The 13,165-nt window shown below is 68.0% G+C and carries 12 protein-coding genes; 4 read left to right on the forward strand and 8 right to left on the reverse strand.

The features are described 5' to 3' along the window. Positions 1-150: 150 nt before the first annotated feature. A complete protein-coding gene (locus WFK61_RS09060; protein WP_336811204.1) occupies positions 151-339 on the reverse strand; it encodes a hypothetical protein in 189 nt (62 codons plus the stop codon). Between the two features lie 692 nt (positions 340-1,031). Between WFK61_RS09060 and WFK61_RS09065 the strand changes: the two genes are divergently transcribed. From WFK61_RS09065 to WFK61_RS09075, 3 genes are all read left to right on the forward strand, one after another. Continuing rightward, entirely contained in the window at positions 1,032-3,116 is a 2,085-nt protein-coding gene (locus WFK61_RS09065; RefSeq protein ID WP_336811205.1) for an elongation factor G, read from the forward strand. A 211-nt stretch (positions 3,117-3,327) separates the two neighbouring features. Further along, entirely contained in the window at positions 3,328-5,043 is a 1,716-nt protein-coding gene (locus WFK61_RS09070; protein ID WP_336811206.1) for an AMP-binding protein, read from the forward strand. A gap of 99 nt (positions 5,044-5,142) precedes the next feature. Further along, the gene (locus tag WFK61_RS09075) at positions 5,143-6,252 is read left to right on the forward strand and encodes a sulfite oxidase (protein ID WP_336811207.1); all 1,110 of its coding nucleotides are present in this window, start codon (positions 5,143-5,145) and stop codon (positions 6,250-6,252) included. Between the two features lie 129 nt (positions 6,253-6,381). Here the strand turns inward: WFK61_RS09075 and mtaB are convergent, their stop codons facing one another. Further along, positions 6,382-7,653 (reverse strand): tRNA (N(6)-L-threonylcarbamoyladenosine(37)-C(2))-methylthiotransferase MtaB, encoded by a 1,272-nt coding sequence (gene mtaB / locus WFK61_RS09080; protein ID WP_336811208.1) that lies wholly within the window; start codon positions 7,651-7,653, stop codon positions 6,382-6,384. Next, positions 7,653-8,537 carry a diaminopimelate epimerase gene (dapF, locus tag WFK61_RS09085; RefSeq protein WP_336811209.1) on the reverse strand — a complete coding sequence of 295 codons (885 nt, stop codon included), beginning with the start codon at positions 8,535-8,537 and terminating at the stop codon, positions 7,653-7,655. The genes mtaB and dapF overlap by 1 nt, the downstream gene beginning before the upstream one ends. 191 nt (positions 8,538-8,728) lie before the next feature. On the opposite strand from dapF, the gene WFK61_RS09090 reads away from it, so the two are divergent. Then, on the forward strand, positions 8,729-9,577 hold the full coding sequence (locus tag WFK61_RS09090; RefSeq protein ID WP_336811210.1) for a GyrI-like domain-containing protein: 849 nt from the start codon (positions 8,729-8,731) through the stop codon (positions 9,575-9,577). Positions 9,578-9,724: 147 nt separating this feature from the next. On the opposite strand, the gene WFK61_RS09095 is transcribed toward WFK61_RS09090, so the two are convergent. From WFK61_RS09095 to WFK61_RS09115, 5 genes are all read right to left on the reverse strand, one after another. After that, positions 9,725-10,783, reverse strand: coding sequence for an MBL fold metallo-hydrolase (locus tag WFK61_RS09095; RefSeq protein ID WP_336811211.1), 1,059 nt, complete (start codon positions 10,781-10,783; stop codon positions 9,725-9,727). 33 nt (positions 10,784-10,816) lie between these two features. Further along, complete coding sequence (locus WFK61_RS09100) at positions 10,817-11,425, reverse strand: class I SAM-dependent methyltransferase (RefSeq protein WP_336811212.1); 609 nt, start codon at positions 11,423-11,425, stop codon at positions 10,817-10,819. Positions 11,426-11,433: 8 nt separating this feature from the next. Next, positions 11,434-12,060, reverse strand: coding sequence for a LysE family translocator (locus tag WFK61_RS09105; protein ID WP_336811213.1), 627 nt, complete (start codon positions 12,058-12,060; stop codon positions 11,434-11,436). 85 nt (positions 12,061-12,145) lie between these two features. Continuing rightward, positions 12,146-12,571 (reverse strand): hypothetical protein, encoded by a 426-nt coding sequence (locus WFK61_RS09110; RefSeq protein ID WP_336811214.1) that lies wholly within the window; start codon positions 12,569-12,571, stop codon positions 12,146-12,148. Between the two features lie 34 nt (positions 12,572-12,605). Further along, positions 12,606-13,160, reverse strand: a complete 555-nt coding sequence (locus tag WFK61_RS09115; protein ID WP_336811215.1) for a CAP domain-containing protein — start codon at positions 13,158-13,160, stop codon at positions 12,606-12,608. Positions 13,161-13,165: the final 5 nt, after the last annotated feature.

Consider the following 13,165-nt stretch of genomic DNA (forward strand, 5'->3'; position numbering starts at 1 on the left):
GCTCATCAAGCGCCAGAAAAAGCCAATCGTCGCTATCGTCGCCATCATGCGACGCATCATCGTCGTCGCAAACGCAAGGCTCAGAGACGCTAAATACTGAGTTGATGACAAGGGTGGTGCAGTGGCTTCGGTCGGCTGGGTAAGGCTCGCTTAGCCTTTGGCGTCGCGCTGCTTCAGCAGCTCGTTGAGCATGTCCTGCTGTTCGCTGAGCCGATCGGCGAGGGCCTCCTCGACGGCCGCGCCGGAGGCGCCCGTTGCCTGCTCCATCAATTCGGCGATGTTGCGCCGGAGGAGGGCGATGCGCTCGTCCAATTCCGTCTGCGAGGCATTCTCGGGCATCGGCTGTCTCCATGCTCCATCACGGCCGCAAGCTCACGGCCCGCCTCGTAGAATGTCCGGCGGCCGTCCGGGTTCCCGCCGGAACCATGCCCGGTTCGGCAACGTTGGTCGGCCGTGGTCCTCCGTGCGAGGCAGCCCGGAGGACGAGCGATGAAATCATATGCCGTGGGGGTTGCGATAGCCGTGCTGGCCGCGACCGGGATGGCCGAGGCCCAGACGGCTTCGCCGCCCTCTGCCGCAAAGGAGGGAGCCGGCAGCGGCTCGGGGTCGAGCGGGATGGCGCCCCAACAGGGGACCGGCTCCGGCGCCACGCAGCATGCCCCCGGCGTCAATCGCCCCGCGACCGGTGGCCCTCCCGCAGCTGAGACGCCGCAGAATCGTGAATACGGCCGGGACACGGCGCCATCCGGCCAGCCGATGCATCAAAGCAATCCCGCAGGCGGCGCGAAGCGGCCGGACTGAGCCAGCGCGGCCCGTTATCGCGAGCGCTGACAAAGCCCTTGCGTCCGCTCCCGATCGGCGCGAACCTCCGCCCAACAGCCTCTCCGACGGCCGCCCGACCCTGTCGGGCCCGAGCGACCGCCGCCCATCCGGCGTGAGCGCATGCGCGGTTCCCGCCGGCTTTCTGCTGCGCCGGAGCCGGGGTTGCCAGACCTTCTCCTCCATCGCGGCCAGTCCCGAAGGAGGAAGTCATGCCCGCATCGGCACAGAACGGAGTCTCCGCAAACGGCACCCGACGCGCGGGGCCACGATGCATCGCGATCGTCGGCCCCTTCCAGAGCGGCAAGACGACGCTGCTCGAGAGCATCCTGATGCGATGCGGTGCGCTGACCCGCACCGGCACGGTCAAGGGCGGCAACACGGTCGGCGATGCGGCGCCGGAAGCCCGCGCCCACCAGATGAGCACGGAGCCCACCGTTGCGAGCGTCGACTTCCTTGGCGACACCTTCCATTTCATCGACTGCCCCGGCTCGGTCGAGTTCCTGCACGAGATGCGCCATGTGCTGCCGGCGGTGGATGCCGCCGTCGTGGTCTGCGAGGCGGATGACCGCAAGGCGCCGGCGCTGGAGCTCGTGCTGCGCGAGCTGGAGGAAGCCGATATCCCGCGCTTCCTGTTCCTCAACAAGATCGACACGGCTTCGCGCCGGGTGCGCGAGACGCTCGCCATCCTGCAGCGCGCCTCCCGCACGCCGCTGCTGCTGCGCCAGATCCCGATCTGGCAGAAGGGCATAGCGATCGGCTTCATCGATCTCGCCCTGGAGCGGGCCTTCATCTACCGCGAGCATGCGCCGAGCGAGATCGTGCCATTGGCCGTCGACGAGGCCGGCCGCGAGAAGGAGGCCCGCTTCTCGATGCTGGAGCGGCTCGCCGATTACGACGACGAACTGATGGAGGAGCTGCTCGGCGACATGGAGCCGCCGCGCGACCGCGTCTTCGACGATCTCGCCCGCGAGTTGCAGCATCGCCATGTCGTGCCGGTGCTGATCGGCGCGGCCGAGCGCGGCAATGGTGTGACCCGGCTGCTCAAGGCGCTCAGGCATGAGGCGCCGGGTTTGGCCGAGACGCGCGGCCGCGCCGGCATTCTCCCCGAGGGCCCGCCGCTCGCGCAGGTGATGAAGACCTGGCATTCGAGCCAGGGCGGCAAGGTCTCGCTGGCGCGGGTAATGCGCGGCCGGCTGGCGGAAGGCGATGTCGTCACATCCTCGGGTGGTGTCGAGGCGCGCATTGCCGGCGTCGTCGCCCTGAAGGGCGTCGAGCAGAGCCGCAAGCCCGCGGCGGAGGAGGGCGATGTCGCCGGCTTCGCCAAGCTCGACGGCATCGCGACGGGCGAGGCCTTCATGCTCGGCAAGACGCGCGCGAGCGTGGTCAGCGCGGTCGCCCCGCCCGAAGCCGTGCATGCCTTCGCCATCGCGGTGAAGGACCGCAAGGACGATGTCCGGCTGGCCGCAGCTCTCCAGCGCCTGACCGAGGAGGACACGGCGCTGGCAGTCACGCAGGTGCCGGAACTCGGCGAGACCCGCCTGTCCGGCCAGGGCGAGATGCATCTGCGCGTTGCGCTGGAGAAACTGGCCGGGCGCTATGGCGTCACCGTCGCCAGCAAGACGCCGCAGGTCGGCTATCGCGAGACGATCCGCGGCCAGGCCGGTGCGCGCGGCCGGCATCGCAAGCAGAGCGGCGGCCATGGCCAATATGGCGACGTGGTGATCGAAGTCGCGCCGCTGCCGCGCGGGGAGGGCATCCAGTTCGTCGACAGGATCACGGGCGGGGTCGTGCCGCGCCAGTATATCGGCTCGGTCGAGGCCGGCATGCGCGATTTCTGCGAGAAGGGGCCGCTCGGCTTCCCGATCGTCGATGTCGCGGTGACGCTGACGGACGGCTCCTATCACACGGTCGATTCCTCGGACATGGCGTTCCGGCAGGCGGCGCGGCTCGCGATGAACGAGGCGATGCCGCAGGCGAAGCCGGTGCTGCTGGAGCCGATCCTCTCGGTCGATGTGGTGATCCCGTCGGAAGCGATGTCGCGGGCCTCGGCCCTGATCTCGGCAAGGCGCGGGCAGATCCTCGGCTACGACACGCGTCCCGGCTGGCGCGGCTGGGACCAGATCAAGGCACTGGTACCGGAAGCCGAGATGACCGGGCTGATCGTCGAGCTGCGCTCGGCCACCTCCGGCGTCGGCTCGTTCAGCGCGCGCTTCGACCATCTCGCGGAACTCGCCGGCAAGCCGGCCGAGGCCGTGGTCTCCGCCCAGGCGCTCGCCCTCGCGCAGGCGCGCTGATCCGCGGATTCAGACCTGCCCCTCCCGCCGGCCGCCATTTTGTGGCTCCCGGCGGGCTTGATTTCGTGCTGCGTGGACTGTTTAGATGTGAACATTCGACAGTCCATGGTGGCTGGAGCTTGCGCTCCCGGCCGCTGTTCCGCACTGTACGATCATGAAAATGCACCGGAACCCGTCGCGAGGCGGCTAACCGGGCGAGAGGGAGGGAAGAATGACTGCGACCGGCGCCACGCAGGCCAGGACTATCTCGCGACCTTGGCTAGCGCATTACCCGCCGGCCGTTCCGCCGGAACTCGACGATGCCAAGGTCGGCACACTGGTGGACCTGATCGGCTCGGCCTGCTCGACCTATGCCAGCCGTCCGGCCTTCGAGAGCTTCGGCAAGACGATCACCTTCGCCGAGACCCGCCAGGCGGCCGAGGCCTTCGCCGGCTGGCTTCAGTCCAAGGGGCTGAAGAAGGGTGATCGCGTCGCCCTGATGATGCCGAACATCCTCGCCTATCCGGCTGCGATCTTCGGCACGCTTCTGGGTGGCTTCACCGTCGTCAACGTCAATCCGCTCTACACCGCGCGCGAACTGACCCATCAGGTCAACGATTCCGGGGCCCGCGTACTCGTGGTGATCGAGAACTTCGCCCATGTCGTCGAGGAGGCGAAGCCGAACCTGAAGCTCGACGCCATCGTCGTCGCGACAGCCGGCGACCTGATGGGCTTCAAGGGCAAGATCGTCAATTTCGTCGCGCGCCGCATCAAGAAGGTGGTGAAGCCCTACAACCTGCCGGGCTCGGTGGGCTTCCAACAGGTTCTGCAGGGCGGGAGCCGGATGGCGCCGGTGACGGTGGTGCCGGACGATGTCGCCTTCCTGCAATATACCGGCGGGACGACCGGCGTCGCCAAGGGCGCGACGCTGACGCATCGCAATGTCGCGTCCAATGTCCAGCAGGCGGGCTTCTGGCTGGAATGGGTGCTCGAGCCGCCGCTCGGCCGCAGCGACTACCAGCATGTCATGGTGACGGCGCTGCCGCTCTACCACATCTTCGCACTGACCTGCTGCTGCATGTTCATGCTGCGCATCGGCGCCAAGAGCCTGCTGATCGCCAATCCGCGCGACATCCCGGGCTTCATCAAGACGCTGAAGGCGAGCCGCTTCACGCTCTTCTCCGGCGTCAACACGCTCTACAACGCGCTCGCCAACCATCCCGAGATCCGGCAAGTCGATTTCTCCGAGATGCGCTTCGCGGTCGCCGGCGGCATGGCGACCCAAGCGGCGGTCGCCAAGCAGTGGAAGGCCGTGACCGGGCGCCCGATCATCGAGGGCTACGGCCTCTCCGAGACCTCGCCGATCGCCACGATCAACCGGCCGGACCTGACTGAGTTCAGCGGCACGATCGGCTATCCGATCCCCTCGACCGAGATCGCGATCCGCGATGCCGAGGGCAACGACATGCCGATGGGCGAGGCGGGCGAGATCTGCATCCGCGGGCCGCAGGTGATGGCGGGTTACTGGAACCGCCCGGACGAGACCGCCAAGGCGATGACCGCCGACGGCTATTTCCGCAGCGGCGATGTCGGCGTGATGCTGCCGGACGGGCAGGTCAAGGTCGTCGACCGGATGAAGGACATGGTTCTGGTCTCCGGCTTCAACGTCTATCCGAACGAGGTCGAGGATGTGCTGGCCTCGCATCCGGGCGTGCTGGAATCGGCGGTGATCGGCCTGCCGGACGAGCATTCGGGCGAGGCGGTGACCGCTTTCGTCGTGCGCAAGGACCAGACCCTGACGGCCGACGCGCTGCGCGCCTACTGCAAGGAGAACCTGACCGGCTACAAGGTGCCCAAGCAGATCTTCTTCCGCGAGAGCCTGCCGAAGACCAATGTCGGCAAGGTATTGCGCCGCGCGCTGCGCGAGGAGGTCGTCGCCAAGCGTTGACGCTGGGCGACGGTCGACAGGCGGGCGAGCATCGTGTCATCTCTTGTCGGCTTTCGCGTGGGCTGGTGACCGCCGCGCTTCGCCGGAGATCATCGCCGCTTGCCTCATCGCCTCGTCGAATTGCCGCTGCTGCGCCGCCTGAAGCCCGGCCTCCATGTCTACGAGGAGGAGGCGCTGAATGCCGAGCCGGCGCTCGCGCTGCTCGACGAGCCGATCACACCGGTCGATTCTTTCTTCATCCGCAATAACGGCCATTTGCCGGAGATCGACGACGCGAGCGACTGGACGCTGACGATCGATGGCGAGGTCGAGCGGCCGGCCGTCTGGACCGTCGAGGGCCTGCGCCAGCGCTTCGAAACCGTCACGGTCACCGCGGTGCTGGAATGCGCCGGCAATGGCCGCTCCCGCTTCTCGCCGGCGACGGACGGGCTGCAATGGCGCCTCGGCGCCGTCGGTTGCGCGCGCTGGACCGGGGTCCGGCTGGCGGATGTTCTGGAACATGCCGGCCCGAAGCGCAGCGCGGTCTATACCGCGCATCACGCCCCCGATCGGCAGATCGGCAAGCCGGAGAAGGCCGCGCTCTCGCGTGGCCTGCCGATGGCCAAGGCGGTGGCTCCGGAAACGCTGATCGCCTTCGCCATGAATGGCGAGCCCTTGCCGCGCCTGCATGGCGGGCCCTTGCGCATCGTCGCGCCGGGTTATCCCGGCTCGGCCTGGCAGAAATGGCTCGACCGGATCACGTTGCGCGATGTCGAGCATGATGGCGAGAAGATGCGCGGGACGGATTATCGGATGCCGATCCGGCCGGTGCGCCCCGGCGAGCCGCTCGACCCTGCGAACTTCGCTGTCATCATCGACATGCCGGTCAAGTCGCTGATCACGGCGCCGCTCGACGGCTTCGTGGCGAAGCTAGGCGAACGATTGAAGGTCGCGGGGTTTGCCTGGAGCGGTGCCGTTCCGCTGGAATCGGTCGCGATCTCCAGTGATGGCGGCGAAAGCTGGCAGGATGTCGCATTGCAGGGCGGCGAGGGGCGCTTCGCCTGGCAGCGCTTCGAGACGGAAATCGTTGCGGGAAAGCCCGGCCCGTTTGTCGTGATGGCGCGGGCCCGCGATGCCGAGGACGGTGTCCAGCCGCTAGAGCCGGTCTGGAACCCGCGGGGATATTGCAACAATCAGGTCCAGCGGGTGCGCGGTTCCGTGATTGCGTGAGGCTTTGAACCTTTTGGCGGGCTGCTGCGTCTAAGAAGTGGGTCTGCCATTCCGGGCATGGCTCTGCCGCCTCGGTCACTCCTCCTCCCATCGGCGACCGAGGCGGCCACTCTTCCCAGGAAAACGGGTTCAGGCCGCGAGAAGCGCCTTGCCGTCGGCGGCGTGGCCGGTAACCGGCACGATCTTCCCCGGCGCGATGTCGCTGCCGAAGCGGACCAGCGTGAAATCCTCGGCCCGGCCGGTATTGCCGCGCTCCGTCAGGACGCTGAGCGGGCGGCCGATGCGTGCGGCGAGGTGGCGTGCGTGAGCCGCACCTGCTGCTGTGCGCAGCCTTGCGGCGCGCTCCGAGACGATCTCTCCCGAAAGCTGCGGCATCCGCGCGGCCGGCGTGCCGGGGCGGGCCGAATAGGGAAAGACATGGACGAAGCTCAGGCCGCAGGCTTCGACGAGATCGAGCGAGCGGGCGAACATCGCCTCGTCCTCGGTCGGGAAGCCGGCGATGAGATCGGCACCAAAGACGATATCGGGACGCAGCGCCCGGATCTCGGCGCAGAAGCGGATGGCGTCGTCGCGGCCGTGGCGACGCTTCATGCGCTTGAGGATGAGGTCGTCGCCGGCCTGTAGCGAGAGATGCAGATGCGGCATCAGGCGCGGTTCAGTCGCCAACAGGTCGCGCAACATGTCGTCGACTTCGACGGCATCGATCGAGGAGAGACGCAGGCGCGGCAATTCGGGCAGGGCGCGAAGGATCGCTCCGGCGAGCGCGCCCAGGCTCGGCTCGCCGGCCAGATCGCGGCCATAGCTGGTGAGATCGACGCCGGTCAGCACGATCTCGCGGGCGCCGGCTTCCAGCAGGGTCCGGCATTGCGCGGTGACATCGGCGATGGCGAGCGAGCGCGAATTGCCGCGTCCGAAGGGGATGACGCAGAAGGTGCAGCGGTGGTCGCAGCCGTTCTGGACCTGGACGAAGCCGCGCGTATGGCTGGCGAAACGGCCGGTGACCGGCGCGCGCATGGCCGTGCGGGCCATGATGTCGCCGACATCGAGCTTGTCGGCGGCGGCCGCATCGGGATGGCCGAGGCTGTTGGAGCGGGCGAGCGCCGCCCAGTTCTCGGGGCGCAGCTTCTCGTCATTGCCGAAGACGCGAGCGACTTCCGGCATATCGGCGAAGCGGACGGGCTCGATCTGCGCGGCGCAGCCGGTGACGATCACCGGCCTGTCCGGCCGCTCGCGCTTGAGGCGACGCACGGCCTGCCGCGCCTGCCGGGTCGCCTCGGCGGTGACGGCGCAGGAATTGACGATCGCGGCATCCTTCAGGCCGGCGGCTTCGGCCTGGAGCCGCAGCGCCTCGCTCTCCACGATGTTGAGGCGGCAGCCGAAGGTGACGACCTCAAGGGTCATTACGCGGCGCTCGAAAACAACGCCGGGTCGAGCGTGCCTTCCCATTCGAATTCGACCGGGCCGGTCATCAGGACATGGCCGTCGCGCTCGCGCCATTCGATGGCGAGGTCGCCGCCCGGCAGGCTGACGGTCGCCTTGCGGGCGGTGAGTTCGCGGCGCACGCCCGCGACCAGCGCCGCGCAGGCGCCCGAGCCGCAGGCCTGGGTGATGCCGGCGCCGCGCTCCCAGACGCGCAGCACGATATGGTCGGGGGCCTTGACCGCGGCGAGCTCGATATTGGCGCGGTCCGGGAAGATCGGGTGGTTTTCGAGCAGCGGGCCGATCTGCTCGAGATTGTACGCATAAGGGTCCGCGACGAAGAAGACCGCGTGCGGATTGCCCATGTTGACGGCACAGGGCGTGTGCAGGATCGGGTTGTCGATCGGCCCGATCTGGAGCTCGAAGCGGCTGGTGTCCTCGAAGGGCTCGGCCAGCGGAATCTGGTCCCAGGCAAGGCGTGGCGCGCCCATGTCGACGGTGAAGAGCGTCTCGCCCTCGCGCACCGCCGGCAGCAGGCCGGCCTTGGTCTGGAGCGCGAGATGGCTCTTGCTGGCATCGCCCATCTGCGGGTCGGCGATCATCGCCCAGGCGACGCAGCGCGTGCCGTTGCCGCAGGCCCCGGCTTCCGAGCCGTCGGTGTTGTAGATGCGCACGAAGGCGTCGGTGCCGGGCGTGATGGCATCGTGCAGGACCATGAGCTGGTCGAAGCGGGCGCGCGGCTCGGAGGCGATGGCGCGGGCCTCGCCTTCGCTGATGACATGCTTGCCGCCGCGCAGGTCCAGCACCGTGATCTGGTTGCCGAGCCCGTTCATCTTCAGGAACCGGCGATTGGCCAGAGCGTTCATTTGGTCACACGTCCCATCAATAAGGGGTCTATGGCCGAGGCGACGTGAAAAAGCCACCCTCGTCCCCGTTCCTGAGACAAGGTGGACATTCTATGTTGCGCCGCAAGGGCGCGAATCGCGTGAAACTCAGGGCCGTGACAATGCGTGTTTCTCGGCGGTATTCCCGGATTTGTGTTCTGGCGCTTGCCGGCATGGCGAGCCTGCTCAACGGAATGGTCGTCGCGCAGACGCGCGTGGCGCCGCCTGTCGCCGTCGAATCCGCGCCTCTCGCTCCGCCGCCCGGCGCCAGCCCCGTCCAGATGCCGTCCGCCCCGGCGCAGACGCCGCCAGCGCCCATGCCCGATTCCCAGCCGAGCCCGCAGCCGGTCCAGCCGGCTCCGCCGCCGCCGAACCCGGTGGTGCCGCAGCCCGTCCAGCCCGCGCCGACCTTGCCGGGTCCGGCCGAGCCGCAGCCGGTGCAGCCGCCGCCCTCCCTGCCGCCGCCGGGCCAGCCCTTGCCGGCGCCGCCCGCGCAGCAGCAGACCAGCGTGCCCGATCCCAATGCGACACTCGCCGGCAAGCGTGGTGACTCAAGCGATATCGACGAGGTCATGCTCGCTCCGAAGCCCGTCCTGTCGCTGTCGGGGCAAGCGAGCTGGGATCAGGGCTTCCAGCGGTTGTCGGAGAGCTTCAACGCGCTGCGCGCGGAAGCACAGAGGGCTGGCCTGCCTGTCGCCGGCCGGCCCTTGTCGCTCTTCGTCGAGACGACCGATGACGGCTTCCGCTTCGAAGCGATGCTACCGGTGGCCGTGCCAGCCGGGGTGCAGCCTCCTGCGCTGGGGCCTGGGGTGAGACTGGGTACGTCGCCGGCTGGCCGGGCGCTGCGCTTCCTGCATGTCGCGCCCTATGACGATATCGATTCCACCTACGAGACGATCACGGCCTATCTCGAAGCCAAGAGCATCGCCGTGAAGGATGCTTTCCTCGAGGAATATGTCAGCGATCTCCGGGACCCAGGCGACCCGAACCTCGAAATCAACGTCTACGTCCAGCCGAAGTAGCTTTTGCTGTCATTCCGGGGCGATCCGCAGGATCGAACCCGGAACCCACGACCGGGCGAAACTTTACCCGGTTTGATTTCTTGAGGTCGCACCCAGTCGTGGGTTCCGGGTTCGGCGCGATGCGCCGCCCCGGAATGACAAGGGTGGTCACGCACTCCAGCTCAAACCCGGCCGCATCGGCCGGAAGCGCTCCTCGGACAGACCGGCTTCGGCCAGCGCGGCCTTCAACGCCTCGGGCGGGCGCTCGACGCCTTCGTCGGTGAGCTGGAAGGTGCCCCAGTGATGGCCGATCGCCTGTTTGGCTCCCAGCGCCAGCATGACCTTTACGGCCTCGTCGGGATTCATGTGGTTGTCCGACATGAACCAGCGCGGCTCATAGGCGCCGATCGGCAACACGGCGAGATCGAAGGGACCGTGCTGGCTGCCGAGTTCCCGATAGAGCGAGCCGTCATGGTAGCCGGTATCGCCGATATGGAAGATCTTCGCTGCCGGCGTTTCCAAGATGAAGGAGCACCACAAGGCCATGCGGCGGTCGAAAGCACCGCGCGCCGACCAGTGGTAGCTCGGCACCAGCGTGACCGCGACCTTGTCGGATAGCGTGAGCCGCTCGTTCCAGTCATGCGCCTCGGCGCGGGCATCCGGGATGCGGGATCGGACGATCGCGTCATTGCCGAGCGGCATGATCATGCGCGGCTGATCCCGGCCGTGCAGCAGTGCCAGCGTCTCGATGTCGAGATGGTCGTAATGGTTATGCGTGACCAGCACCGCATCGATCTTCGGCAGGTCGGCGAAGGCGACGCCCGGCGCATTCACCCGCTTCGGACCGATGAAGGAGAAGGGGCTGGCGCGCAGCGAATAGACGGGGTCGATCAGCAGGTTCAGGCCCGCGACCTGATAGAGGAAGGAGGCGTGGCCGAGATGGACGATCCGCGCTCCCTCGACACGGGCCGGCGGCTTGTCCTGCGGCGGCGCCTGATAGGCGAGGGGGAAAGACTCGCGCTCGCGCTTGCCGGTCTGCCAGCGCAGCACATCGGCGAGGCCCTTGGTCACCGGGCGGCCGTCGCTGAAGACGAGCCCGTTGAAATGGTCGCTGACGGGGCCCTGGTAATAGGGATTGCGTGAGCGGGAAATCGCGCCCCAGGCGGCGCCGGTCGAAGCCAGCAGCGCACCGAGGCCGACGAAGGAGAGGAGTTTGCGGCGGGTCATGGTCCTGAACAGGTAGGCCGCCGCGACCTTCCGTCAAGGTTCCGGCGATCTGATCGCCAAGGCGTGAAGCCAGCGTGTCGGCTGGCGGTCATAGCCGGAGCCGGTATCCTCATCGATCGTCAGGGGCTGCCAGCGAGCGCCGTTGCCGAAGGCGGCGCGCAGCTCGTCTGAAGAGAGATAGTTGAAATAGCGGCCGAGCCCGTCGCGCCCTTCGGCCTCGCCGGCCTTGAAGCTGGCATAAAGGACGCCGCCCGGGCGTAGGGCGCGGTGAATCCGCTCGATGATGCCGGGCAGGGCCGGGCGTGGCGCATGCAGCAGGCAGGCATGCGCCCAGACACCGTCATAGGCCGCGACCTCTTCCAGATCCTCGAAGAGCAGGACGCCGACCGGGCGGCCTAGGCGCAGCTCGGCTTGGCGCGCCAGTTCCGGGGAACCGTCCGTCGGCACGACGTCGAAGCCGCGCCGCAGCATCTCCTCGCTGTCCTGCCCGCCGCCGCAGCCGAGTTCGAGAATCCGCGCGCCGGGCCTGAGCCCGGCGACGAAGGGATCGATGCGGCGATGCTCTGCCAGCCGGTCGCGGCCGGCATAGGCGCTGGCTTCCTCGGCATAGAAGCCGAGCGTCCGGTCGTCCTTGCTCGACATGGCCGGCGTCAGTTGCTGCCCGAGCGGATCGCGACGGTCGCGACGCCGGCCCCGATCAGCAGCGTGCCGCCGGCCTTGTTGAACAGCCCGATCGCGCGGGGATTGCTGACCACGGCCCGTGCCCGCGAGGCGATCAGCGCGTAACCCATGGCGTTGGCGAAGGCGAGTGTAATGAAGGTCGCCTCGAAGATCAGCATCTGCGTCCAGAAATCGCCCTTGGTGTCGAGGAACTGGGGCAGGAAGGCGACGAAGAAGGTGATGCTCTTCGGGTTCAGCGCGGTCACCAGCCAGGCATGGCCGAGCATCTTCCAGCCGGGAGCTGCGTCCTCGCGCGGCTTGGCGTCGAGCGTGCCGCCGGCGCGGAAGAGCTTGATGCCGAGCCAGACCAGATAGGCCGCGCCGATCCATTTCAGCGTGGTGAAGACCAGGGCGGAGGTGGCGAGCAGGGCGCCGACGCCGAGCATCGACAATGTCATCGCGGTGAAGTCGCCGAGCGCGACGCCGACGGCGATCGGGAAGGCGGTGCGCCAGCCCTGGCCGAGCGCATAGGAAATCACGAGGAGGATCGTCGGTCCGGGGATGACCAGGAGGACGGCGGTGGCGGCGGTGAAGGCGATCCAGGCTTCGGAGGTCATGATGGTGGTGGCTCCGCTAAAGACCAGAGCCATCACCAGAAGCGGGGGTTTGTAAAGAGCCGAATTGAAGCTGCGTCAGGCCGGTTCAGCGCGCGCCCTTGAGGAAGTCACAGAGGCCCTTCTTCACAGCCTCTTCAGGCGCGACCTGGCCGGGCTGGACGGTGAAGGCGATGTCGATGCGCGTGCCGGTCGGCTGCTTGCGGGTCGTCACCTTCAGGATCTGCGGGCGGCCCGAGCCGGTGACCTCCTGCATGGCGGTGATGGTGCCATTCGCCTTGTCGGTGCGGATATCGCCGAAATCGCGGTCGGCCTCGATCGCCCGGAGGATCGCAGGCAGCACGGCGGCCGGCGCCTTCTTCGAGAGGTCCCAGGTCCGGTAGGTGATCTGCGACACCATCGGCACGCCCGACGAGGTGAAATTGGTGGCGCAGGGCTGGGCCTGGGCGCCGCTCAGGCCGGCGAAAGAGGCGGTAGCGGCAATGACGAAAGGAATAAAAGAACGAATGGACATCTGAACGCTCGCTGGGAGTGACGGATGTCGCTGGTTAGCGAGGCTGCGGCGGCCTGTCACCGTAACCCAGGGTCACGCGCGGCTCCGGATCGGCCGCGACGACGAGCACCCACCAGACGCGGTAGCTGGTGCGCGGGTCCTTGGAGAGGGCGATGCCGTAGCGGGTCGCTTCCTTCATGCGCAGGTTCGCATCATGGCCCGGAGACTTGCGCCAGCCGTCGAAGGCTTCCTCGACCGAGAAATAGCCGCCGCCGAGATTCTCCGCGGCCCGCGCGCTGTCGACGCCTGCGGCATGGATGCGGGTGGTGAAGTCGCCGCCGGCATCATGCGAGAGCGCGTTCTTCGCCACCATCGCATCGGCCTGGCGCTGCGCCATGGCCATCAGGCGCGGGTCGGGCCGGACGGCGCCGAGGCCCTGGCTGGCGCGATAGGCATTGAGGATGCGCCCGGCCTGCGCGGGGTCGAGCGAGACGGCCGCGACCTTCTCGACCATGCGCGGATCGAGCGGGCCCTCGCGACGCGGATCGCCGGCGCAGGCGGCCAGCAGGACGGAGAGGGCCAGCAGGATCGAGGCAGGTTTCAGTGTCATGGGCC

The organism is Allobosea sp. MMO-172, assembly GCF_037147855.1.
In the GTDB taxonomy this organism is placed as follows: domain Bacteria; phylum Pseudomonadota; class Alphaproteobacteria; order Rhizobiales; family Beijerinckiaceae; genus Allobosea.

Excerpts from the sequence above, each read along its gene's own strand:
- WFK61_RS09060 (WP_336811204.1), bottom strand. The coding sequence starts at position 339 with ATGCCCGAGAATGCCTCGCAGACGGAATTGGACGAGCGCATCGCCCTC.
- WFK61_RS09065 (WP_336811205.1), top strand. The coding sequence starts at position 1,032 with ATGCCCGCATCGGCACAGAACGGAGTCTCCGCAAACGGCACCCGACGC.
- WFK61_RS09070 (WP_336811206.1), top strand. The coding sequence starts at position 3,328 with ATGACTGCGACCGGCGCCACGCAGGCCAGGACTATCTCGCGACCTTGG.
- mtaB (WP_336811208.1), bottom strand. The coding sequence starts at position 7,653 with ATGACCCTTGAGGTCGTCACCTTCGGCTGCCGCCTCAACATCGTGGAG.
- dapF (WP_336811209.1), bottom strand. The coding sequence starts at position 8,537 with ATGAACGCTCTGGCCAATCGCCGGTTCCTGAAGATGAACGGGCTCGGC.
- WFK61_RS09090 (WP_336811210.1), top strand. The coding sequence starts at position 8,729 with ATGGCGAGCCTGCTCAACGGAATGGTCGTCGCGCAGACGCGCGTGGCG.
- WFK61_RS09095 (WP_336811211.1), bottom strand. The coding sequence starts at position 10,783 with ATGACCCGCCGCAAACTCCTCTCCTTCGTCGGCCTCGGTGCGCTGCTG.
- WFK61_RS09100 (WP_336811212.1), bottom strand. The coding sequence starts at position 11,425 with ATGTCGAGCAAGGACGACCGGACGCTCGGCTTCTATGCCGAGGAAGCC.
- WFK61_RS09105 (WP_336811213.1), bottom strand. The coding sequence starts at position 12,060 with ATGACCTCCGAAGCCTGGATCGCCTTCACCGCCGCCACCGCCGTCCTC.
- WFK61_RS09110 (WP_336811214.1), bottom strand. The coding sequence starts at position 12,571 with ATGTCCATTCGTTCTTTTATTCCTTTCGTCATTGCCGCTACCGCCTCT.
- WFK61_RS09115 (WP_336811215.1), bottom strand. The coding sequence starts at position 13,160 with ATGACACTGAAACCTGCCTCGATCCTGCTGGCCCTCTCCGTCCTGCTG.